22 protein-coding genes are annotated in these 23,915 nt (G+C 35.0%); 9 read left to right on the top strand and 13 right to left on the bottom strand.

Going from position 1 to position 23,915, the window contains the following annotated elements; all coding sequences use genetic code 11:
• Window positions 1-151 precede the first annotated feature (151 nt).
• A complete protein-coding gene (locus tag R2I74_RS01870) occupies window positions 152-346 on the top strand; it encodes a hypothetical protein (protein WP_316353449.1) in 195 nt (64 codons plus the stop codon).
• Here R2I74_RS01870 and lon read toward each other — a convergent pair.
• Window positions 335-2,647 (bottom strand): endopeptidase La, encoded by a 2,313-nt coding sequence (lon, locus tag R2I74_RS01865; RefSeq protein WP_316353446.1) that lies wholly within the window; start codon window positions 2,645-2,647, stop codon window positions 335-337. The genes R2I74_RS01870 and lon overlap by 12 nt on opposite strands.
• Window positions 2,648-2,925: 278 nt before the next feature.
• Between lon and R2I74_RS01860 the strand changes: the two genes are divergently transcribed.
• The 6 genes from R2I74_RS01860 (at window position 2,926) to R2I74_RS01835 (ending at window position 7,997) form a co-directional block, all read left to right on the top strand.
• Window positions 2,926-3,921, top strand: a complete 996-nt coding sequence (locus R2I74_RS01860) for a serine/threonine dehydratase (RefSeq protein WP_316353444.1) — start codon at window positions 2,926-2,928, stop codon at window positions 3,919-3,921.
• Between the two features lie 9 nt (window positions 3,922-3,930).
• Window positions 3,931-4,323 (top strand): dihydroneopterin aldolase, encoded by a 393-nt coding sequence (locus tag R2I74_RS01855; RefSeq protein WP_316353442.1) that lies wholly within the window; start codon window positions 3,931-3,933, stop codon window positions 4,321-4,323.
• Between the two features lie 144 nt (window positions 4,324-4,467).
• On the top strand, window positions 4,468-5,790 hold the full coding sequence (gene folP / locus R2I74_RS01850; RefSeq protein WP_316353438.1) for a dihydropteroate synthase: 1,323 nt from the start codon (window positions 4,468-4,470) through the stop codon (window positions 5,788-5,790).
• A gap of 151 nt (window positions 5,791-5,941) precedes the next feature.
• Window positions 5,942-6,433 (top strand): dihydrofolate reductase, encoded by a 492-nt coding sequence (locus tag R2I74_RS01845; protein WP_316353434.1) that lies wholly within the window; start codon window positions 5,942-5,944, stop codon window positions 6,431-6,433.
• 171 nt (window positions 6,434-6,604) lie between these two features.
• Window positions 6,605-7,276, top strand: a complete 672-nt coding sequence (locus R2I74_RS01840) for a CADD family putative folate metabolism protein (RefSeq protein WP_316353431.1) — start codon at window positions 6,605-6,607, stop codon at window positions 7,274-7,276.
• Complete coding sequence (locus R2I74_RS01835) at window positions 7,257-7,997, top strand: coenzyme F420-0:L-glutamate ligase (RefSeq protein ID WP_316353430.1); 741 nt, start codon at window positions 7,257-7,259, stop codon at window positions 7,995-7,997. The genes R2I74_RS01840 and R2I74_RS01835 overlap by 20 nt, the downstream gene beginning before the upstream one ends.
• 27 nt (window positions 7,998-8,024) lie before the next feature.
• Here the strand turns inward: R2I74_RS01835 and R2I74_RS01830 are convergent, their stop codons facing one another.
• A complete protein-coding gene (locus R2I74_RS01830; RefSeq protein WP_316353427.1) occupies window positions 8,025-10,211 on the bottom strand; it encodes a UvrD-helicase domain-containing protein in 2,187 nt (728 codons plus the stop codon).
• 242 nt (window positions 10,212-10,453) lie between these two features.
• On the opposite strand from R2I74_RS01830, the gene R2I74_RS01825 reads away from it, so the two are divergent.
• A complete protein-coding gene (locus tag R2I74_RS01825) occupies window positions 10,454-11,908 on the top strand; it encodes an NADP-dependent isocitrate dehydrogenase (RefSeq protein WP_316353426.1) in 1,455 nt (484 codons plus the stop codon).
• A gap of 221 nt (window positions 11,909-12,129) precedes the next feature.
• On the opposite strand, the gene R2I74_RS01820 is transcribed toward R2I74_RS01825, so the two are convergent.
• The 8 genes from R2I74_RS01820 to ygfZ form a co-directional block, all read right to left on the bottom strand.
• Window positions 12,130-12,351, bottom strand: a complete 222-nt coding sequence (locus tag R2I74_RS01820) for a hypothetical protein (RefSeq protein WP_316353424.1) — start codon at window positions 12,349-12,351, stop codon at window positions 12,130-12,132.
• 153 nt (window positions 12,352-12,504) lie between these two features.
• Window positions 12,505-12,663: a hypothetical protein gene (locus R2I74_RS01815; RefSeq protein ID WP_316353422.1), complete on the bottom strand. Its 159-nt coding sequence runs from the start codon at window positions 12,661-12,663 to the stop codon at window positions 12,505-12,507.
• A gap of 79 nt (window positions 12,664-12,742) precedes the next feature.
• Window positions 12,743-13,060 (bottom strand): DUF6980 family protein, encoded by a 318-nt coding sequence (locus tag R2I74_RS01810; protein WP_316353420.1) that lies wholly within the window; start codon window positions 13,058-13,060, stop codon window positions 12,743-12,745.
• A gap of 1 nt (window position 13,061) precedes the next feature.
• Window positions 13,062-13,571, bottom strand: coding sequence for a hypothetical protein (locus R2I74_RS01805; protein WP_316353418.1), 510 nt, complete (start codon window positions 13,569-13,571; stop codon window positions 13,062-13,064).
• Between the two features lie 75 nt (window positions 13,572-13,646).
• Window positions 13,647-13,964 (bottom strand): DUF6980 family protein, encoded by a 318-nt coding sequence (locus R2I74_RS01800; RefSeq protein ID WP_316353416.1) that lies wholly within the window; start codon window positions 13,962-13,964, stop codon window positions 13,647-13,649.
• Between the two features lies 1 nt (window position 13,965).
• Window positions 13,966-15,672 carry a tetratricopeptide repeat protein gene (locus R2I74_RS01795; protein WP_316353414.1) on the bottom strand — a complete coding sequence of 569 codons (1,707 nt, stop codon included), beginning with the start codon at window positions 15,670-15,672 and terminating at the stop codon, window positions 13,966-13,968.
• A 119-nt stretch (window positions 15,673-15,791) separates the two neighbouring features.
• Window positions 15,792-17,048, bottom strand: a complete 1,257-nt coding sequence (locus R2I74_RS01790) for a sigma-54-dependent transcriptional regulator (RefSeq protein WP_316353412.1) — start codon at window positions 17,046-17,048, stop codon at window positions 15,792-15,794.
• A gap of 27 nt (window positions 17,049-17,075) precedes the next feature.
• The gene (ygfZ, locus tag R2I74_RS01785; protein WP_316353410.1) at window positions 17,076-17,885 is read right to left on the bottom strand and encodes a CAF17-like 4Fe-4S cluster assembly/insertion protein YgfZ; all 810 of its coding nucleotides are present in this window, start codon (window positions 17,883-17,885) and stop codon (window positions 17,076-17,078) included.
• A 123-nt stretch (window positions 17,886-18,008) separates the two neighbouring features.
• On the opposite strand from ygfZ, the gene R2I74_RS01780 reads away from it, so the two are divergent.
• Window positions 18,009-18,800 (top strand): RMD1 family protein, encoded by a 792-nt coding sequence (locus R2I74_RS01780; protein WP_316355248.1) that lies wholly within the window; start codon window positions 18,009-18,011, stop codon window positions 18,798-18,800.
• A 473-nt stretch (window positions 18,801-19,273) separates the two neighbouring features.
• On the opposite strand, the gene ftsY is transcribed toward R2I74_RS01780, so the two are convergent.
• The 3 genes from ftsY to R2I74_RS01765 all read right to left on the bottom strand — a co-directional run bounded on the left by ftsY (window position 19,274) and on the right by R2I74_RS01765 (window position 23,880).
• On the bottom strand, window positions 19,274-20,179 hold the full coding sequence (gene ftsY / locus R2I74_RS01775; protein WP_316353409.1) for a signal recognition particle-docking protein FtsY: 906 nt from the start codon (window positions 20,177-20,179) through the stop codon (window positions 19,274-19,276).
• A gap of 4 nt (window positions 20,180-20,183) precedes the next feature.
• Window positions 20,184-22,997 (bottom strand): tetratricopeptide repeat protein, encoded by a 2,814-nt coding sequence (locus R2I74_RS01770; protein ID WP_316353407.1) that lies wholly within the window; start codon window positions 22,995-22,997, stop codon window positions 20,184-20,186.
• Between the two features lie 103 nt (window positions 22,998-23,100).
• The gene (locus tag R2I74_RS01765; protein ID WP_316353406.1) at window positions 23,101-23,880 is read right to left on the bottom strand and encodes a 3-hydroxybutyrate dehydrogenase; all 780 of its coding nucleotides are present in this window, start codon (window positions 23,878-23,880) and stop codon (window positions 23,101-23,103) included.
• Between the last annotated feature and the right edge of the window lie 35 nt (window positions 23,881-23,915).

The following is a 23,915-nucleotide window of genomic DNA, read 5'->3' as shown; positions in this document are numbered from 1 at the left end:
TATAGTTAATCGATTACACTTGATGTTTATACAACTTAACTAATGACATTCAATGCCCTGATGTCATTCCCGCTGTTTTTGTCATCCCTCTGCCTTTGTTCTACCGCTGTTTTTTTTGTCACCTCGAATTTTGCCATACCGAACACATGTAATGTCATCCCGAACTTGTTTCAGGATGACATTACATGTGTTCGGTATGGCAAAAGAGAGCCGAGAAGACAGCGGTGGAACAAAGGCAACAGAGATAGTAGATTTAACTATTGTTATACAATACTCCAGCGATGCTAGTGATGTTTTTGAGCGTAAAAAATCACAGCAAGGTCTAAATATCCATCTATTTCACTAATGCAAATTCTAAAACTTGATTAATAGTTGCTACTGGCAAGATTTCTAAATTATCTTTAATATTTGCCGGAATATCTTTTAAATCTTTAACATTATCTTGTGGAATTAAGACAGTTTTAATACCACCTCTACTAGCAGCAAGTAATTTTTCTTTTAACCCACCAATAGGTAGAACCTTACCACTTAAAGTAATTTCTCCAGTCATCGCTACTGTATATTTTACTGGTCTTCGTGTCATTAATGATACTATTGTGGTAAAAATTGCAATCCCCGCAGAAGGTCCGTCTTTTGGAATTGCTCCTTCCGGTACATGTATATGAATATCCAGATCTTTGTAATCTTCATATTTTAAACCAAAACTATCAGCACAAGTGCGGAAACAGCTATATGCAGCTGCGGCAGATTCTTTCATTACATCACCAAGTTTACCGGTAGTTTTGATCTCGCCTTTACCAGGAAAAGATACTGCTTCAATGGTTAATAAATCACCACCAACTTCAGTGTAAGCAAGACCCGTAGTGGCACCAATCTGATCTTTTGCTTCAGCTAAACCAAAACGATATTTTTTAACTCCTAGATATTCTTCGAGATTATCCGGAGTAATTGTTAATTCCAGAATATTTTTATTACTAAGAATTTGTTTTAGTCCTTTACGAGTTAACGAGCCAATTTCTCTTTCCAAGGAACGAACCCCTGATTCTTTGGTATAATATCTGATCAGTTCCAGAATTACCTCATCAGTAATATGGATTTCATTTTGCTTAACGCCATGCATCTTAAATTGTTTGGGGACTAGATATTTTTTTGCAATCTGCATTTTTTCTGCTTCCACATAACCAGAAATACTTATTATTTCCATACGATCCAGTAATGCACGTGGTAAGTTATAAGTATTAGCAGTGGCAATAAACATTACATTTGACAGATTATATTCTACTTCCAGATAATGATCAACAAAAGTGCTATTTTGTTCGGGATCAAGTACTTCCAGTAAAGCACTTGCTGGATCCCCTCTAAAATCAGCTCCCATTTTGTCGATTTCATCAAGCAGCATTACTGGGTTATCAGTCTTTGCTTTTTTTAATGAATTAATGATTTTGCCAGGCATTGAGCCGAGATAAGTTTTTCGATGACCACGAATCTCTGCTTCGTCTCTAACACCACCAAGAGCAAATTTAGTATATTTTCTACCAACTGCTTCAGCTATCGATTTCACTAAAGAAGTTTTACCAACTCCTGGAGGTCCAATAAAACATAATATTGGTCCTCTAATTTTTTTAGAACGTTGTAATACTGCTAAATACTCAATGATCCGTTCCTTAACTTTTTCTAGACCAAAATGATCGCGATTTAAAATTGCTTCAGCTTTCTTGATGTCTATTTTTTCTTTGTCAATTTTTCCCCAAGGTAAAGCTACCAGCGTATCCAGATAATTTCTGATCACTGAAGATTCAGCTGACATCTGGTTCATCATTTTTAATTTTTTAAGCTCAGCTTCAGCTTTTGTTTGAGCTTCTTTTGACATTTTTAAGGCTTTAATTTTTTTCTCAATGTCATAAAAATCAGACTTTTCATCACCACCATCGAGTTCTTTCTGGATAGCTTTCATTTGCTCGTGCAGGTAATAGTCTCGCTGAGTTTTTTCAATCTGTTTTTTTACCCTATGCTGCAATGCTTGTTCGGTAGTGATTTGAGCCATTTCAGCTTCAATAATCTGTATTAATAAATTTGCTCGTTGCAGCAGATCTACTTCATTAAGTAGAGTTTGCTTTACTTCTACTGCACAGGTTAGGTGAGATGATAAAATATTTAAGATATAACTTGGATTTTTTTGCTCATTAATTATATTTAAAATTTCAGGATTAATTTTTTTATTCTGCTGTACATACTCTTTAAAAATATTTACCACATTTAATGTGACTATATTCAGTTCTTCCAAATCATCAACTTCTTGATCCGGCATAATATTATAGTTGGCTATTAACCATTCATGATTGGAAATTTTTGATAGTTCGACTCGATTAATGGCCTCAACTAAAATTTTTGCATTGTTATTGGGTAGCTTAATCGTTTGAATAATTTTGGCGATTACTCCAATTTTATAAAGATCTCCAGGTTTTGGATCATCAGCATTCTGTTGTATCTGAGTAACTAATAATATATATTGACTACCTTCAACTTTTTGCGCTGCAGAGAGTGCTAAAATAGATTTTTCGCGTCCAACAAAAATAGGAGCAATCATCCCTGGAAATATTACTATATCTCTGAGTGCAAGTAATGGTAGTGTTTGTGATGCTTGCATGTAAAAACCTTGATAAATAATTTTGAATTTTTATAATTCTCAACTTGTAGCTTATATAAGCCGCATTACTCTACATTTCAAGGATATACTCGGTGAAAATTGAAAATTGCGTTGTCGTTCTCGAAGAGTCTGCGATGCGAAACAAACAAAGTGTACGCTCCGCTTCGCAGACGAAGGAACTCCTAGCACTTCTTCAATTTTAACCTTCGTTTATCTGACTCAGCAAAGGTGCAGAGCTTATTTGATTACCAGCAATTATATACTATAAATAAATTTTTATGTTTGATTATATTCAATCACCATCAGTAGTAGCTAAAGCTTATATGAGAATAAGTGCATATTTGCACGAAACTCCAATACTGCATTCTGAAACTTTAAATGAATTATTAAATGCCGAGATCTATTTTAAAGCAGAGTCTTTACAAAAAACCGGAGCTTTTAAAGTACGAGGAGTACTTAATCATTTGTTGGAGTTACAGGAACAAAATCAGTTGCCACAAAAAATCGTCGCTTACAGTACTGGTAATCATGGTATTGGGCTGGCTTGGGTAGCTAGGCTACTAGGAATTCATGCTCGGATATATTTGCCACAAAATACTACCCAGGTTAAACAGCAAGCTGCAGTACATTATGGAGCTGAGGTAATTTATACTGAAACTAGAATTGATGCAGAACTACAGGCAAAAAATGATGCTGCAAATGGCTTTTATTATTTACACCCTTCAGATAGCGATGCGACCATAGCAGGGGGAGGGACTTTATGTTATGAAGCCTTACAACAATTGAAATTTAGTCCTGACGCTATTTTTGCTTCCTGTGGTGGTGGCGGTTTGATTTCTGGAACTTATCTGGCTAAAGAATTACTGTCTCCTACCAGCTTATTAATAGGCTGTGAGCCGGTGCAAGCTAATGATGCTTTTTTATCCTTGCAGCAGGGTAGTATATACTCGTTTACACATTCTCCTGATACAGTCGCTGATGGTCTCAGAACTTTAGCATTATCGATGCGTACCTTTCGCTATATTCAAAAGCTTGATCAATTCTTACTAGCTGATGAATATGCTATATATTATTGGACTGCTTGGCTCATTCATTTGCTCAAAGTAGCTTGTGAGCCATCATGTGCCTTAAATATGGCTTGTGTACAACAATGGTTGAAGAATCAACAAGGTTCAAAAAAGATTCTGGTATTGCTTTCTGGCGGCAATATTGATCCAATGCTATATAGAGAAATATGGAAAGAAGATTATTTACTGAACGAACCAAAAAGATAAAAGGAGTATATGCCTGATCAAATTAATTTACCTGAATTAAAAATTACTGACCTACGAATTTGGGTATATTTAGGCTGTAGCGCTGAAGAAAGAGCAAATCCACAGGCGGTTAGTATTAGCACTAGTTTTGTTTTTCCAGCAGCTCCTAAGGGGGCATATACTGATCTTATCAGTGATAGTATATGCTATCGACAAGCAGTAGAGTTAATTCAAGAAACTGTCGAAGGCAAAGAGTTTAATTTGATTGAGCATTTGACTGTAAGTGTTTACGATGCCTTGTTTAATTATATCAATGAAGTAGGATATAATAATCTACAAATTAAAGTAGTTGCTACTAAAATATCGCCACCAATACCAGGGTTGTATGGAGGGGTGTCGTTCAGTTATTTCGGAAAAAAATAGCTTCCAGATTGTTCATCCGAGTTATAATATCCTGGTAGTCATCCTGAACTCAGGATGACATCAAGTGTGTTCAGCATGACTACCTAGACACAAAGTTCAAGTTAACTGAATACTATCTAAAAAACACCAAAATAATTGGATTTAATGATTTATCTTAGTCTTGGTTCAAATCAAGGTAATCGGTTAGCGTATTTAAGAAAAGCAGTGACGGAGCTAGAGAAGCATGGTTTTACAATGTTGGAAGAATCAATTGTTCTGGAAACTAAAGCATTGCTGCCTGCAGATGCACCAGAATCCTGGAATATACCCTATCTTAACATGATAGTCGCAGGCCTCACAACTAAGTCTCCAATCGAGTTACTATCTGACCTTAAAGCAATAGAAGTGTTATGTGGCAGAGATCAATTACGTACAAAATGGGCTCCTCGTCCAATAGATCTAGACATATTATTATGGGATGCTCATAATTTAGAGCTGCCTGACTTAAAAGTGCCACATCCGGAATTATTGTTGCGGCCGTTTTTAATACATTTGCTGGCAATGATGAATGTGCAATATCGCTGGCAAGAAGCTGATAGTAATTATTATGGTATGAATTTTGCTCAGATAGCTCACCAAAATGTAAGAGTTGAAGAGTGTTTTCTAAGAAGTTTAGTCTTAAATCCAAAATTAGTGGCTATTGTCAATATCACTCCAGACTCTTTCTCTGATGGTGGTTTATATTTTGATCCACAAATCGCCACACAAAAAATATTAGCTTTGAGTGAGGAGGGGGCTTATACCATTGAGATTGGTGCTCAGTCTACGCGTCCAAATGCGATAATGGTAGGAGCAGAAGAAGAATGGAGGCGGTTACAGCCAGTTTTACAAAATATTAAACAGCTACAGGAGTCCGGTTATGAATTGACTATCAGTATCGATAGTTTTTTACCGGAAGTGATCCATAGAACAATAATAGAATATGATATTGCTTGGATCAATGATCAAAAATGTGAGTTAGATGATAACACTTTAAAGTTTATAGCGGATCATGGCTGTAACATTGTGGTAATGCATTCACTTTCTATACCTCCAGATAAAAATAATTGCATAGATTTTAATATACCTCCTATTGATACTATATTACTATGGACAGAGAAAGTTATCGCTCGTTTGATTGCTTGTGGTTTTGCGAGGCAACAGATTATTCTTGATCCTGGCATTGGCTTCGGTAAATCAATTTATCAAAATCTAATGTTATTCAGAGCTACTCAAAAACTAAAAGAGTTGGAGTGTCAGATATTTGTCGGTCATTCAAGAAAGTCCTACATGACTAGTTTTTGTAAAGCGCAAGCTGTAGATCGAGATATAGAAACGTTAGCTGTGTCACAGGAACTATCTCAGCTAGGAGTGGATTATTTACGAGTGCATGACATCGAAAAACATCAACGCTTTTTTGTAGCAAGAAAAGCGGTGTTTTGTACCTAAGATCAAATTTCTTTGAGAAGGTTTTATAAATCACGTCTAAAATGTATACTGAACACACACTGAGTGTTATCCTCAACATGACGTTATGTGTTCGGGATGATTGACAACTTTTTTTGGATGACAAGAGGACAGAGGTGACTTTAGGTGAGGAATGCACAACCAATTAATAACTGGAATTATGGCCTGTGATTTAATGGGCGCCATCGGCAAAAATAATAAATTACCATGGAATGCAGAAGAAGAGCTTGAACATTTTCGTAAAACAACCGTCGGTAATGTAATGATTATGGGGTATCAGACATTTGCTGCAATGCCTGAGAGAGCTTTGGAGAACAGGTGGAATATAGTTTTTTCGCGAACAGCTAGAGTTCAGATTAAAGAAAATATAGTATTTGTATCTTCTCTACAGGAATTTTTGATTTTAATAAACGATTATAGAGACCATAAGTGTTTTATGATCGGTGGTGCGCAAATTACAAATTTATTTTTAGTAAATAATTTAATTGCAGAATTTATATTGACTAAATTTAAACGAGTCTATGGTGGAGATGTATTTTTTCCATTGCATTTACTTGAGAATTGGTCTTATAACATAATTAGTGAGCATAAAGATTTTATCATTTATAAATATTTAAGAGGATAGATGCAAATAAAACGTTAAGATGATTTTTAGAATATTTTCTTATATTTCAAGGCAAATTTTATGATAATAGTGGTGCTATTATCATAAAATTTGTAGTAGAAAGATAAGAAAATAGGCAAAAATTCAATTAATGTTTTGTTTGCATCTACCCTCTAAACCCCGGGTAAGGATATGAATTTTATTACTAGATTAAATGACGAATTAGAGCAATATAATTTGCTAAAACATGATTTTTATCAATCTTGGAGCGCTGGTTGTTTAAGCAGTGAGACATTACAATTATATGCTCAGGAATATTATAAGCATGTAGCTGCTTTTCCAAGATATGTTAGCGCTATTCATTCTTCATGTGAGCATTTACCTCATCGGCAGATATTATTAGAAAATTTGATTGAAGAAGAGCAGGGTGAGGATAATCATCCAGAGCTATGGTTACGTTTCGCTGAAAAGCTTGGTTGTAATCGTCTTGATATGCTAAATGAGCCGACCTTAAATGAAACCAGGCTATTGGTAGATGGCTATTTTAGGCTGGTATATCAAGATTTTGCCACTGGTCTTGGTGCTTTATATGCATATGAACGCCAAACTCCAGAGGTTGCCAAGTCAAAAATAGAAGGTTTGCAGAAATTTTATGATGTTAATGATCAAAGATCGTTGAAATTTTTTACAGTACATCTGGAAGCAGATGAATGGCATTCTGCCGAATGTGCTAGAATTATTGAGGAGCTTGGCTCAAGACAGCAGCAATCGGTTATTGATGGAGCAACAAATGGTGCTAAATTATTATGGCAATTTCTGGATGGAATGACCAGGAGTATATCAAATGCACATTCAGGCTGTTAAAACTGCTCCGGTTAGTTCAGGTGAAGAAATTACTGAGATACTAGATCGTTGTCTGCCATCCCTCACAGAAAGTACAATAATAGCTATTTCTTCCAAAATTATTAGTCTAAGCCAGAATCGCATATTAGCTTGTGCGGACGTGCCAAATAAAAATGATCTGATAAAAAAAGAAGCTGATGCTTATATTGCCGATGAGTATAATGATGGTAGAGTTTGTTTAACGATAAAAAATAATATGTTAGTACCGTTTGCTGGAATTGATGAATCAAATGGTAATAATCATTACATTTTGTATCCATTGGATATCCAACAAATTGCTGCTAAGATTTGGCAATATTTGCGTGCAAAAAATAATATTAGTAATTTAGGGATAATAATTACTGATAGTAATATTACAGCGCTGCGTCGAGGAGTAACCGGAATTGCTATCGGATATTGTGGTTTTGAACCATTGTTCAGTTATATAGGCAAGCAAGATATTTTTGGTAGAGGTATCAAAATGACTGTAATTAACAATTTAGACGCTTTAGCAGTCGCTGCCGTGTTAGTTATGGGTGAGGGCAATGAGTGTACTCCCATCGCTATTATCTCTGATGCACCAAGGATTCAGTTTTTATCAATTCCTGATACGGATCTAAACAAAATTAATATGCCGATAGGTGAAGATTTTTATTCACCTATTTTAAGAACAGTGCGTTGGATCTGGAATCGTAAATTATGATTACCATAATTCAGTGAATTATGTCAATTACTGCAAAAAATCTTTTTTGATTTTTTTAATAGTTTTATCATTTGCAAACACTACTTCCAGGACATCATCTATTTGACGAATCACCACCCCAGTACCAAATTTAATATGTGTAACTTTGGATCCTGGTCGTAACATATTCTGCTCATTAGTAAGAAGATGTTCTGGTGGTTTTAATAATTGATTAAACTTATTTTCTTTATAAGATTGTGATATGCCGCTTCTCTTACCGAGATAATTTAACTGGTTGGTAGAAGAAGAACGTATACAGACTTCTTCAGCTATTTCTGCCAAAAACCTAGAAGGTAACGAGTCCAGTATTTCATTATACATTCTTCGTCGTTCGGCAAAGGTGATATATAATAATTTTTTAGCTCTAGTAATGCCAACATAGGCTATACGTCGCTCTTCCTCTAAACCTTTTTCTTCTGTCAGTGATTTTTGATGAGGAAATATACCTTCTTCCCAGCCAGGTAGAAATACGACTTCAAATTCTAATCCTTTAGCAGCATGTAGAGTCATTACACTGATTGCTCCGCCAAAATTTGATGCTAATGAATCATTGGACATCACTAAACTAGCATGTTCCAGAAACTCATATATATTATTAGCAACCGCTATAGCGCTAAGCATTTCATTGATATTTTCGATGCGAGTACGAGATTCTTCGGTTTTTTCTTGTTTTAACATCTCCAGATAACCAGATTCGGCCAATATCGACGAGGTCACAGTTACTGCTGATTCATTTTGCATTCGCTGCGCCCAATTAGTTATTTGAGTGGTTAGTTGTTCTAAATTTTCTTGAATCTTATTTTTAAAAATTTGTTGTGGCAGCATTTGTTTGATTGCATACAACATTGAAATATTATTTGTTGTCGCGTAGTCTTTGATAGTTTTAAGTGTAATATTGCCAATCGCTCTTTTGGGGATGTTAATAATACGTTCTAAAGCCAGATTATCATTATCGTTTAAGGTAATTCTAATATAGGCTAGGACATCTCGTATTTCCATCCTTTCATAAAATCTGACACCACCAATGATCTGATAGGGCAGGAGCTTATTAATCAGAGCTTCTTCAAATGCTCTTGTTTGAAAACCAGCTCGGACTAATATTGCTACCTGATTTGCCTGATAACCACAAGTTGACATTAATTTTTCAGTTTCACTGACTACAAATCTTGCTTCTTCTAAATCATTCCAACAGGAAATAATTTTAATTTTTTCGCCAGTGTTATTTTCTGTCCATAATGATTTGTCGTGACGATTTTTATTATTATTAATTAAGCCTGATGCTGCTGCCAGGATCTCTGAGCTAGAACGGTAATTTTGTTCAAGCTTAATCACTGTGGCATTATCCCAGTCGCGCGAGAAACGCATGATATTGCTTATTTCTGCCCCACGCCAGCTATATATGGACTGATCTTCATCACCGACACAACATATATTCTTGGAATTAGAAGCTAACATTCTAGTCCATAAATATTGCACAGCATTAGTATCTTGATACTCATCAATTAAAATATATTTAAATTTGTTTTGATAATATTTCAACAAATCAGGATTATTGATAAAAAGTTCGTTGTTATAAAGTAATAAATCACCAAAATCTACGGCATTGGCAGCGATTAGCTGGTTTTGATAGGTAATATAGATATTTTTTGCTATTTTTTGTACATCTGATTTTAGATCACTATTTGAAACCTTAGCTGGTAATAAACCTTGGTCTTTCCAGCGAGCAATAATGATTTGCAGTAATTTGGGAGTATAGGTTTTAATATCAATTCCACTAATGATGGCAATATCTTTAATTAACTTAGTTTGTTCATCCTGGTCAATAATGGTAAAATTAGTGCTTAGATTAGAGGCGAAAATACTAATATGGCTACGGAGAATTTTTGCTGCGATCGAATGAAAGGTACCGATATTAAGGCCATAACAGTCAATCATACCACAAATACGCTCGTGCATTTCTTTTGCAGCTTTATTGGTAAAAGTTACGGCTAATATATTTTGTGGCTCTGCTAATTGTTTATTAATAATATTAGCAATTCTGGTGGTTAATACTTTGGTTTTGCCGGTACCAGCTCCAGCTAGTACCAGGAGCGGACCCTCGGTATGAAATACTGCCGCACGCTGCCTATCATTCAAGCCGCTGGATAAAAGTTGAAAATCTATTGTAATGGTCATAAAATTGTTTTTATAAGATAATGAGCATCATATTCTTTTCAAGCTATACTATCCATGATTAATTTAGAACATTACTTAAATACAGCGCTTTATTGAATTTTATCAATTATTATCTCAATTTCACTTGGTAGCACATAAAACTGCATGTTATTCTAATTGTTAGTTTATATAGATTTCATATTTAGCGATACGGTTATCCTGAAACTATAGACATTAAATTATTTAAGTATCAGAGGTAAAATATGTCAGAATTTACAGCAGTTACCGTAGCAAGAGGCGATGGTATCGGTCCAGAAATTATGGAAGCGGTTTTACGCATTTTAAAGGAATCAGAAGCAAAAATACGTATTGAAGCTATTGAGATAGGAGAAAAACTATACCAGAAGAATTATACCTCTGGTATTGCTGGAGATACCTGGGAATCGCTAGCTCGTACCAGGGTACTGCTGAAAGCTCCGATTACAACTCCCCAAGGTGGTGGTTATAAAAGTTTAAATGTTACCTTACGTAAAGCACTGTCGCTTTATGCGAATGTACGTCCTTCGATCTCCTATCATCCATTTGTTGAGACTTTGCATCCAAAACTGAATTTAACAATTATTCGTGAGAATGAGGAAGATTTATATGCAGGTATAGAATATCGTCATACTCATAATATGTATGAATCGGTAAAATTAATTAGCCGTATTGGTAGTGAGAAAATTATCAGATATGCTTTTGAATATGCGATAAAAAATAACCGTAAAAAAGTCTCTTGCTTTAGTAAAGATAATATCATGAAATTTTCTGATGGTATTTTTCATAAGGTATTTGATGAGGTTGCCAAAGAATATCCACAAATTAAACCTGAACATTATATTATTGATATTGGAACAGCACGGTTGGCCACAGCACCTGATTTGTTTGATGTGATCGTAACATCAAATTTATATGGTGATATTATTTCAGATGTTGCATCAGAGATTTCAGGTTCAGTAGGGCTTGCTGGCAGTGCAAATATTGGAGAACATTATGCCATGTTTGAAGCTGTGCATGGGTCAGCTCCTGATATCGCAGGTAAGGATATAGCTAATCCTTCAGGATTGCTAAATGCTACAGTGATGATGTTAGTACATATTGGGCAAGGTAAAATAGCAGCTGCTATCGAGAATGCCTGGAAAAAAACCATAGAAGACGGAATTCATACAACAGATATTTATAATGATCAAACCAGCTCTAAAAAAGTAGGAACACAAGAGTTCGCTGCAGCAATTATTAAAAGATTAGGCGAGGTACCAAGTGCCTTAAAAGTAGTGGATTATTCATCAACACCAAAATTAGAGCAATCTACTAGAGTTTATACAATTAATACCAAAGAAGTTAAAATGCTAGTTGGGGCTGATATTTTTGTTGCTATGAATGTATCATCTGCTCATGATGTGGCTGCTAAAATTCAAAGCATCAACTTGCAAGGGCTGGAATTGCAAACTGTAGCTTGTAAGGGGTTGAAGTTGTGGCCACGAGATGAGCGTTTTGAGTTGTTGTCCGATCATTGGTGCTGTCGTTTTGTGTCTAAAACAGTGGGTGAGGCAGTTAAGCATGTGACAGTGGCTAAATTACTGGAGGCTTTAAGTTTAGCTGATATTGATTTTATTAAGGTAGAAAATTTGTTTGAGTTTGATGGTAAGAAAGGATTTTCATTAGCTCAAGGAGAATAGTATATCATTATCATTCCTCCTCACTGCAGATGTTAGGAGCTGACGACAAAGAATTGTAAAAATGCTCATTTTTACTTGAAGAAAGAAAACCGCAGCAATCTTGTCCAGCTCAACGCCTGACAGGCTGCTGCCTTTACCATCATTTTTAATCGCTACAAACAAGGTCATGCTGAATTTATTTCACTTCGTGGCTGTTTCAAGCAGCATCTCATGCAATCCTTTCAGATCTCGAATACACGAATGCCATCTCGAACCAAAGGGTCATCCCGAACTTGTTTCGGGATCTTATGAAGTTCTGATAAGATCCCGAAACAAGTTCGGGATGAGCTTTTGCCATCAATTGTTTTATAGCGTTCTAATTCTTGCCACACTTTACTTTCTGATTTTTCACATTCATTATATTTCTCACCAACCTTATGTTCTTCATCCTCAGGATCAGGCATGCCGGAGATAGTGGAATCCTTGAACTTACTTACCTGAGGAGGTTGGTTCTGCTCAAGTTTGCGCCTTTCTAGGATTATCTGATTATAATGCTCATTTTCATTTGAGGAAAGAAAAACCGCAGCAATTTTATTCAGCTCAACGCCACCACTCAGCTACCAGGCCGCTGCTGCCGTGATTGCTGAATTGATCAAGTAAGTACCAAGCTCCAGAGTTGCAACTCTAATCATTACAACTTGTGTCATTGCCAATTGCGGTTGCGGTGCAATTTCCGGTCGCTGTTGATATTGCTGATATGCAAAATAGCGAGACAACCCAGAAAGTACAAATCTAGATTGTTGTTGCTAGTATTTTACAATAATAGGCTAGTAAAAATCATACATTACAGTTGTGTTATAAGCCACGCTTCTTCCACCATTCTTCGGTTTTGAATTCTTCTGGTAACTCTGCCCATTCCTGAGCAAACACATCATCTAGACCAAAGTTTTCTTTTATAACTTTACACCATTCTTCTGATAAAGATTTTGGCAATTTAGCCCCACACCATGGGCAATAATACATTTCTTGTTCCATACCAAGATTATTACCATGTAAGATAAAATGATAATTCCTTGTTTCAGAGTGATATCTTACTAACTCATGTTCTTCCCTGGGAGAAGTAGAATAATAATCCATATTAGAACAACAGTGTAATTGTTTTGAATACACCATTTTATTTAATACCTATTAAATCTTTTTTATTAATTACTGCTCCCACATCACTTTTATGTTTATTCATAATTTTACCTGTCATATCAATATCCGCCTCATGAAACAATTTATTATCTCTTTCAATAAATTGTTTCCAATGTTCTCCTCCATGCGCTCTATCACCGCTTCTTTCCTTAGAGTACCATATTTTATCATTCTTTATATCCCGGTAAAGCTTACCATATCTACTATCTCTTGCAACTTTATCAAAATTTCCTTCCTTACTTGGGTTAAATGATTCTTGATCAACCTTATGTTCTTCATCCTCAGGATCAGGCATGCCGGAGATGGTGGAATCCTTGAACTTACTTACCTGAGGAAGTTGGTTTTGCTCAAGTTTGCGCCTTTCTAGGATTATCTGATTATAATGCTCATTTTCATTTGAGGAAAGAAAAACCGCAGCAATTTTATTCAGCTCAACGCCACCACTAAGCTGCCAGGCCGCTGCTGCCGTTATTGCTGAATTGATCAAGTAAGTGCCAAACTCCAGAGTTGCAGAATTATCTGAACTAAGAATCAGTTTCCGAAGAGGTCCATTACAGTTGTGTTACAATCCACGCTTCTTCCACCATTCTTCGGTTTTGAATTCTTCTGGTAACTCTGCCCATTCCTGAGCAAACACATCATCTAGACCAAAGTTTTCTTTTATAACTTTACACCATTCTTTTGATAAAGATTTTGGCAATTGAGCCCCACACCATGGGCAATAATACATTTCCAGCTCCATACCGAAATCATAGCCGTGCAAAATAAAACGGTACTTTCTTTTTTCTGGATGATACCTTAATAACTCATGCTCCTCTGTAAGAGAAGTAGCATAATAATCCATATCAGAGCAACAATGTGATGATTTTTCATCTGCCATTTTATTTAATTCCTATTAAATTTTTCATATCAATTGCTCTCCCAACATTACTCTTATATTTACTCATAACATTTCCAGTCATATCTATATCAGCATTCCACTGAAGCTCACCATCTCTTTCAATAAATTGTTTCCAATGTTCTCCTCCATGCGCCCTATCACCACTTCTTTCTTTAGAGTACCATATTTTATCATTTTTTATATCCCGGTAAAGCTTACCATATCTACTATCTCTTGCAACTTTATCAAAATTTCCTTCCTTACTTGGGTTAAATGATTCTTGGCTTACCTTGTGCTCTTCATCCTCAGGATCAGGCATACCGGAGATAGCTGAATCCTTGAACTTACTTACTTGAGGAGCTTGGTTTTGCTCAAGTTTGCACTTTTGCAGGATTATCTGATTATAATGCTCATTTTCATTTGAGGAAAGAAAAACCGCAGCAATTTTGTCCAGCTCAACACCACTGCTAAGCTGCCAGGCTGCAGCTGCTGTTATTGCCGTATTGATCAGGTAAGTGCCAAACTCTAGAGTTGCAACTCCCATCATTACAACTTGTGTCATTGCCAATTGCGGTTGCGGTGCAATTTCCGGTTGCTGTTGATATTGCTGATATGCAAAATATGCAAGCGTCCCTATTCGTTCTTGTGTTTCTTCTGCAAGCTCCGGATATTCTGCTTTAACTCGCTGAGTAATATTTTCTACTAGTTGCGTATCCTGTTCTGAAATAAAACTTGATAATGCAAGGCGTTCCTGCACCCTCTCAGCAATTCTTTCTCGGTAAGAATCCAGCTCTACCTCCAGCTCATATGGATTTACCATATGTTCAGCTAAATCAGCTTTGGCTACGACATCTTCCTTCTTACTTTTACTTTCTTGTTCCTGTGAAATATGTTGTTCTATATTGAATTGTTGCATCTGCAACTGTGCTGCATCTGCCTGTTGTTGATACACAGATTCTTCTTCAGTACCAGCTAATAATTCAACCAATTCACGACATGATTCAAAATCATCTGGTCTCAATGATACTGCTTGCTTATAATATTCTATTGCTTCATCCTTATTACCAAGTGCCTTAGCAGTACTGGCCAGATACGCATAAGCTGCCGTAAATGACGGATCTAGCGTTATTACTCGCTTGAAACTACTATAGCTTTCAGCATAATTCCGATTACTACCAGTCATGCCATAATTTACTAAGCCACGAGCATAATGCGCATTTACATCATCAGGGTTATAGGCCAGCAATCTTTCAGAGCTATTCAAAATATGTTGAGTATTAACACACTCCATCTGAAACTGATTTAATAACTCCGGATTCTTAATAGCCACAGGATCAATCTGTTTGGCTAGCTTTACGTAACCTTGAGCTTTGGTACGCTCTCCCATAGCTCCATATAAATAGCTTGCACGCAGATAATTGCTGATATCCCGGGGATTTTCTTTGATATTTTGGTGTAATTCCTGCAACGCTACAGGAATTTTGCAAAGAATATGAATATCTTTTGGTGGTATTTTACTACTAATACCTAAACCATTATAGGCGGTGATTACTTCGGCAGTTTTTGTGTTGATGCTGATAACATCTTCAATTGATTTTTTGGGGGATAATTGTTGTGTGTCGTCTGTATTTGTGTCTGTAGACTTGAGTTTAGCCAGTGATTGATGTTTAGGCGATATTGGCTCAGAAACTTCCTTTATATTTTTCATATTGACCACCTACAATAACTTATAGTTGTAATAATTTTATAATTACAACTATAAGTGTATGTATTTTCTAATTAGTAGTCAATAAACTTTTTAGACAAAATTATCTCTTAGATACAATTTCAAGACAGGCTCTTAGTATATAATTCTAATTTTTCTTTAAGTGTACTAATAGAAATTCCTAGTATATTTGCTGCATTAGTAAGATCACCCAAACAATAACCTACCGTATTAACTATAAGCTCTTTCTCTACATCAACAATTTTTTTACCAACAAAACTTTCACTTTTTAAATATATATCTTCAGCTTGAATTTCCTCGCCATTTGATAATAGTACAGCTCGATGTATTACATTCTCAAGTTCTCTGACATTACCGGGCCAGGAATAATTTATCATTTTATCTATAGCTGATTTAGATAGTGGTTTTACGGCTAGTTTATTATTATTAGCATATTTGTTAACAAAATTATTACTTAGCACTATAATATCTTCTTTGCGTTCTGATAATTTTGGCAATTCAATATTAATAATATTCAAGCGGAAGTACAAATCTTCTCTAAAAGTACCATTTGCGATCTCTTCCGGTAAATTACGATTGGAAGTGGCAATAATCCTAAGATCTACCTTAATTGGACCAGTACCCCCTACTCTATCTATCTCTTGTTCCTGAATTGCTCTCAATAATTTTGCTTGCAGCTTAATATCCATTTCACTAATTTCGTCTAATAATAAGGTGCCACCGCTAGATTCCTCAAACTTACCTATTCTCCTAGCTATAGCTCCGGTAAAAGCACCTTTCTCATGGCCAAATAATTCTGATTCTAATAAATTTTCTGGAATTGCTGCGCAATTTACTCTAATGAATGATTTTTGCGCTCTAGTACTATGTTCATGGATGTAATGTGCAAATACTTCCTTACCAGTTCCAGATTTTCCGGTAATTAATATATTGGCATCAGTCGGCGCAATTTTATCAGCAATAGCAATTACTTCTTGAATCGCAGCCGATGCTCCAATAAGTGGTCTGGTATTATCAGAAATTGCTGTAAAAATTGCAGCAATTAATTTTTCATCAGGTGGCAAAGGTAAAAATTCCTTTGCTCCGGCTTTAATTGCGGCAACCGCGACTTTAGGAGAACAATCAACTCCATAAGCAATTACTGGAGTTGAAATATGTTCCTGATGCATAGATTTTATTAATAATCCAAGATCATATTTACTATCTATCAACACTAGATCAGCACCCTTGCCTTCTCGTACAAAATCCAAGGCTGCTTCTACATTACCAACCATCATTACCTGTACCTTTCTTGCTTGAGCTAAGTCTATTGCTTTTTTTATTTCACTATTTATATCGCCAACTATTAATAATCTCATGATCGTATTTATTCCCTTATATTGATTTCACCGCCACTCTGGTATTGATAATGTTATTTCTATATCATCTACTGTAATTAGTTCATTGCTACATGCAAAATAGTTTTCTTCTCTGATTAATGCCAGACCTTGAGTTTTATAGGTTGAACAAACCCTACCAATGACCTTGGAGCCACCAACAATTTCATTTGTTTTTAATTTATCACTTAAGTCAGTTTTGGCATAAATTTTAAATATTTTTTTACGAATTGTTCCCTGGTACTTAGTACGAGATATCACTTCCTGACCAATATAACAACCTTTATCATAACTTATAGCACCAAGTTCTTCAGCTCCATATTCCACAGGAATTGATTTGGCATGAATTAAGTCAATATCACCATCAGGTATCGCAAAATTATACTTATCATTTAAATATAAATCGGGCTGTGATTCTGAAACAAATTTTACTGCTTTATTTACTATTGATCGTACTCCTAGTTGTTGATATCTAGGATCCTGTGATGAAAATATTGTAGTAAATTCCGGTTTATTTTTAGAATATATTATACTATACTGGTCACTCAAATCAAAACATTCCACTTTTGCTCGTAGTTTATACATCAGTAGTTTTTCAATAAATTGTGCTGATATTGTTTGACTAATATCTATTAAAAACTTTTCTGATGACAGTTTGATTATAAAAAAATCAAATAAATATCTACCTTGATTATTGAGCATATAAGTATAGCAATAATCATTAGCAGTTAGGTCGTTGGTTATCAAATTCTGTAACAATTTACCTGCATCAATACCAGCAATTTCAAGTACTGAGCGGTTAGTTAAAATTTCATACATATGTTAGTATTGACTTAATCAGTTTTATAGCTACACTATAATCCAAACTACTATAGTTTGCTAAATAAAAAACTAAATAAAATTATGCGATGTTCGTCTTACTGTACAGCTTCTGATTATAAGATTAGTGATTTAGTTGAGTACCTAAATAATAATGGGCTCGAACCTAAACATTTTGATGACGTAATATACGCACAAAAAGAGAACCGGAAAGGAGCCAATCATATTGATATTTTTTTCTTTCCTTTTGGATGTGTAACTATTTGGGGTGGTGATGAAATTCAGGAAAAAGCGATTTTGCAAGAGCTTTTAGGTTTTGAAGTAGAAAAACTCAACAATCCAACTTCTGATTTTATTTATTTTGATTATAATAAGGAAGCAGAAAAAACTTTTATTGATGAAGAAAAAAATGAAATTATTCTAGGAGATCAGTCAGAATTTATAAAACTATCTATCTCACATGCTTTAGCACAATCAGTAAAATTAAATGTATTAGAAAAATCTGTAAGCACACTGTTAAATAATACCGCTCCAATTCAACAGGAATTAGCTAACACCGGTAGTGTCTCCTTGTCAAAAAAAGAAATATCAAAGCAGATTGGAATCTTGTTTAATGAACGATATTCAATTAATCTACATAGCGATATCTTAGATACGCCAGAATTTTTCTGGCGTCGCCCAAGCTATGAACCTTTATATCTTATGACGGCCGAGTTCCAGGATATTCAAGTGCGACAGAATATTTTAACTCACCGCCTCAATATGATCCAGGAACTCTACAATATATTATCTAATGAACTTAATAATAAACACTCCTCTAGACTAGAAATCACTATAGTTATTTTAATTGCCATAGAAGTTATCTTAGCACTGGGACATAGCAATATTGTGTCTAAATTTCTAGATTTATTTTAATACAAGTAATCCACAGCTCAAGAGCTGTCTCTATATGCCTCAATGATCCCGAATACACGCTATCTCCTGAACGCACAATGTTATCCCCATACGCATCAAGTTTGGATAAGTTGAAATTGATCGTCTGAGCTGAACCTCTCCCCCCAGTCATTGCGAGACCACTTATGGTCGAAGCAATCCAAGAATGATACATGTGTTTTACTGGATTGCTTCGACAACGCCTAGCAATGACGAGGTTGGGTGTGTTTGCCAAAGCACAAGACTGTTCCTGTGTCTCTTTTCCTTAACTTGACGCGTATGGTCATCTCGAACTTGTTTCGAGATCTTATGAAGTCCTGATGAGATCCCGAAACAAGCTCGGGATGACATTGTGTGTGCAAGATGACAGTATTATAACCAAACTGGAAATATGTCAATGTTTTTGTATTAAAATGTAATTATAACAACGCAAATAGGATAGTGTTGTATCAATATTATTGAATACCCACTAATGTTCTAGCAAAATCTAGATGATCAAACTGCTTGAGATCATCAATTTTTTCGCCAACTCCAATAAAATGTACCGGTAATGCAAATTTTTTTACTATTCCAACAATAGCACCTGCTTTGGCGGTACCATCCAGTTTAGTAATAATTAAGCCAGTAACACCGGCAATAGCAGTAAATTGTTCTACCTGATTAAAAACATTCTGGCCAGTAGTGCCATCAATTACTAATAAACAATGATGAGGAGCAACAACATCAATTTTTTTTAATACTCTAACAATTTTACTAAGTTCATCCATCAAATTTTGATAATTATGTAATCTACCAGCAGTATCAATAAATAAAATATCAATATTAGCAGCCATTGCTTGCTGCATAGCTGAATATGCAACACTGGCCGGATCTGCTTCCATCTCACCCGTGAACAACATCGCGTTTGAACGAATACTCCACTCGGCCAATTGCTCTACCGCTGCTGCTCTGAAGGTATCACAGGCAGCAATGGCAACTTTTTTTCCAGACTGCACATAACTAGCTGCTAATTTACCAATAGTAGTAGTTTTACCACTACCATTTACACCGCACACTAAAATTACATTTAATCCAGTATTATCACAGGTAAATATATTATTACTAACTGCCAGGATATTAGAGATTTCTTCTGCTAATTTTTCTTTAATTAATTCAACAGTAATATCTTTATCAAACTTGGTCATTTTTAAACGTTGAATTAGCAGTGCAGCAACTGCACTGCCCATATCTGCAGCAATTAATAATTCTTCTAATTCATTTAAGCTATTATCATCTAGCTTTTTTTTAAAGAATATATTGTCAATACCACTGGAAATTTTACCGGAGGTATTAATTAACGCTTGTTTGATTCTATTAAACATTTATTTAACTAAACAGCTGGTTTTTATATTGATCAAGTAAAATCTGTACTTGATCAATATCTAAACTTTGATCCAAATTTTTATAATCTATCGGTTTACCAGTGGTTAATAATAAATCTATAGTATTTTTAAGTATTTCATTCTCACTATTAAGATTCAAAGATTGCACTAAAGCTGTTAGTGCGGATTGGTCATTAATCATATAGTAAGCGATAGCTAGCCTTAAAATATCCTGGATCATTGCGCCATCGTTTATTTTGTCTTTAGCAATGTTGTTCACTATTGGTGCTACTAAATCAATATATTCCTTCCATTTTTCTGCTTGAAATAAACTTTCTTTTTTTAGAATTTGAGCGTCTTGAGAATCATCTTCAGCCAAAACATCTAAAGCTTCAAGATATTGATTCGTATCAATCAATGCTTTAGCTTTAAGCCGCAAGCGGTACTTATGTTCTTCAAATTTAAAATTATCCTTATCAGTTTCATCTAGAACCTTAATCGCTTCCAGAGGTTTTTTATCCATTAACAATGCTATTGCCAAGTGATCCGCATTAATTATACGTTTTTCTCCAGTAAGACGATAAGAAACCTGGTGCTTTAATAATTCAACAGCCTGATCAAGTAGATCGAGCTCCATTAATTTTCTGGCAATCAACAAAATAATCTCATCACCCTGGGAGCCTATAGGATTAAGCTCTTTAAATTCATTGAACAATGATACCGCTTCAAAAGGAGGCATCTCCTCAACAGTACCACCTGGTAAGAAAATACCATTAAAGATTTTTACCATCTCTGAAGTGATATAAAAATTGCTAAGTTGGTTATTAAATGCATTTGAGATATACATATAAGTTCGAAGAGCATTCATACTATTATCTTTCTGATCACGATAATATCCTGCTAATAATAGTAGTAAATCATATTCTAACGTATCCCCACGCCAGGCGAATCTTAATGCTTCTAAACGCTTTGTTGCCTCAGACAAACTAATTTCTTTTTTACTAACCTGTAGTTTTACCAGTTCCATCTCTGAGCGCACTTGATTAAATGGATCATCTTCTTTTTGCGCTAGATCAGTTAAAAATTGTTGAGTTAAATTTAGCTGCTTCTTTTTTCTATAATAGTTTGCTTTATAAAATTGCAAACTGTTAGTGTATTTTCCAAGAGGAGCACTACGCAATGCCTTGAACATTGATTCAACAGTTTTTAGATCATTGCTAAGCAAACATAAATCAATTTCACTGAAAGCTAACGGCCAATATAAATCATCAGGATATAAATTTACAAACTTGTCTAAGTTACTTAGAAAGCCTATTTTATTTGGATTTTTACCAAATAGGAATGCGTTATAATTGTTCCATAAATTAATTTCATCTGCATTTGATTGATCAACAATTGCGAGCAATCTAGTATAAATCTTAGCTGCTTCATCAAGTGCTCCTACCAAAGTATAATCTACAGCAGCTAAAAACTGGGCTTTGAGATCTGCTTTATATTCGTCGCTTGTAGTTTTCTGAGTTAAGACTAAAGCTGATAATGATTCCTTATATAAGCCATGTTCAAAGAAAAATCTTGCGAGCTCAAATCTTTTGTTAAATAGGGCAGTCTTATTATCGGTGAGTCCGGCATCGCTAATTAACTGACTCCGCATATCAATAAATTTGCTATCGTCAACCCAATGCCCTACAGGGAGCAAACTACCCTGATCAGTAGGTAGAAGAATCTTGGCAGTGTTGTCGTTACTATTATTTTGATTAGTATTTAATAAATCACTTTTGGAAACAATATGTAGTGTATTTTTCTCTTTGCTGAACTCAACACTTTCATCACTACTAATAGCTGTAACACACCCTTGAATAGACGGAATAAGATTAAAATCAATAAACTCTTTTAATTGCTCAACACGTATAGATGGAGTTTTAAAAGTAATAAGCTTTATAATATCCCCTACTACTTTATCATTAATTTCTATAAATTTACTATTTTCAAAATCCCCAACAATTGTCAATTCATCCTGATTATCTGCTACTTGCGGGGTTAATACCAGCTTTTTGTCTTTATTATCAACTTGAGAAATAATAATATTCCATAATTTGCCAGTTTTGGTAACTCGTGCATTTTTATAGCCATTAACTTTCATTTTTAACACCGTATTGGTATCAGAAGCTATTTGAGTGAAATTAGTTAACACTGAATTATTGGCAAAGGTAAATATTTTTGGTTGATCAAATACTACCCAAAGATATTTACCTCTGAAAAAAGCAGCCATTCCAGGATTTTGTTCGCCAAAATCAAATGTTAAAATATGCTCTCCCTTAACCAGTTTATATCCTATATTATCTTTATTTTCTTGTTTGACCTCGGACTCTGGTGTAGCCGGTGTTGTTTGTAAATGAGAAGAATCATCTATGGTTTTCTGCTCCACAGCTGAGGTTTGAGGCTCTTGTTCTTCCAGTTCGGCGCGAAATTTGATAGCTATAAGTTTTTCACCATTAATAATGGATTGAGATTTAAATTCTGCTTTTGTAGAAAAAGTAATTAGTTTTTGATCTTTACTTAATTGTGGAGTAGTAGCAAATCCGCTAAAATTACCTGGATTCAACAACTCAAATCTAGTAGGAATACTCATAGTTACTGAAACGTTGTTGCCATTCGCAGCAACTTTTAATTGCTGTTCTTTGCCATGATAAAATATAAAAATTGTGTTACCATCAAAAGTTTTAACTTCTATTTTAATTGGTGCTTCAATAGCTATTGCAACATTAGTAAGCGTTAACAATAATAAAAATAGCAAAATGGTATTTTTAAATCTGGTCATTATTTTACTGTGGCCTAAATAGGATAAAATTGCTTTTAGAAGAAAATATTATCAATAGCAGCTCAAGTAAAGAAATTTTATCCTTGATGGCTTGATCTTATAATTAATGAGCTGTCCATCCACCATCCATTGGCAAAGCTGCACCAGTAACTGAGGCAGATTTACTACTGCATAAAAATTCTACCAGCGCTGCAAGCTCAGCAATTTTAACAAATTTCTTTGTTGCTTGAGGTTCCAGCATTACTTTCTTGATGACTTCCTCTTCGCTAATGCCCCTGACTTTTGCTGTATTGGCTACCTGATCCAGTACTAATTGTGTTTGGCAATATCCTGGACATATCGCATTTACCGTCACTCCATATTCAGCACATTCGAGAGCAACAGTTTTGGTTAGTCCAAGCAAACCATGTTTAGCAGCAACATAAGCAGACTTAAAAGGAGATGCTACTAAAGCATGAGCAGAGGCAATATTGATGATGCGGCCGTAACCATTTTTTTTCATGCTCGGTAACGCATATTTTATGGTATAAAATGCTGAAATTAAATCAATACGTAATATTGCTTCCCATTTCTCAGGAGGAAAATCTTCGATCGGTGCTACAAATTGGATGCCGGCATTATTGATTAAGACATCAATCTTACCAAATCTTTCAAGTATTTGCTCGAACATTGCTGTAATTTCTACCGGTTTTGATAAATCGGCATTATGGTAAAAAACATCTGTAGCTCCTAAATTTTTTAATTTAAGACAAATTTGTTCGACTATATCTGTTGCAGCAAAACCATTGATCACCACTTTACTTCCAAGTGAAGCTAAATGTTCAGCAATTCCAAGACCAATACCACTAGTAGATCCTGTAATAACCACTATTTTATCTTGCATGTTATTATCTCCCGACTTAAAATAAAGACTTATAG

Origin of the sequence: Candidatus Trichorickettsia mobilis (assembly GCF_963422225.1) — a bacterium.
GTDB classification, from domain to species: domain Bacteria; phylum Pseudomonadota; class Alphaproteobacteria; order Rickettsiales; family Rickettsiaceae; genus Trichorickettsia; species Trichorickettsia mobilis_B.
The sequence above is the reverse complement of the archived record's forward strand: the minus strand, read 5'-3'. Positions and strand labels throughout refer to the sequence as shown.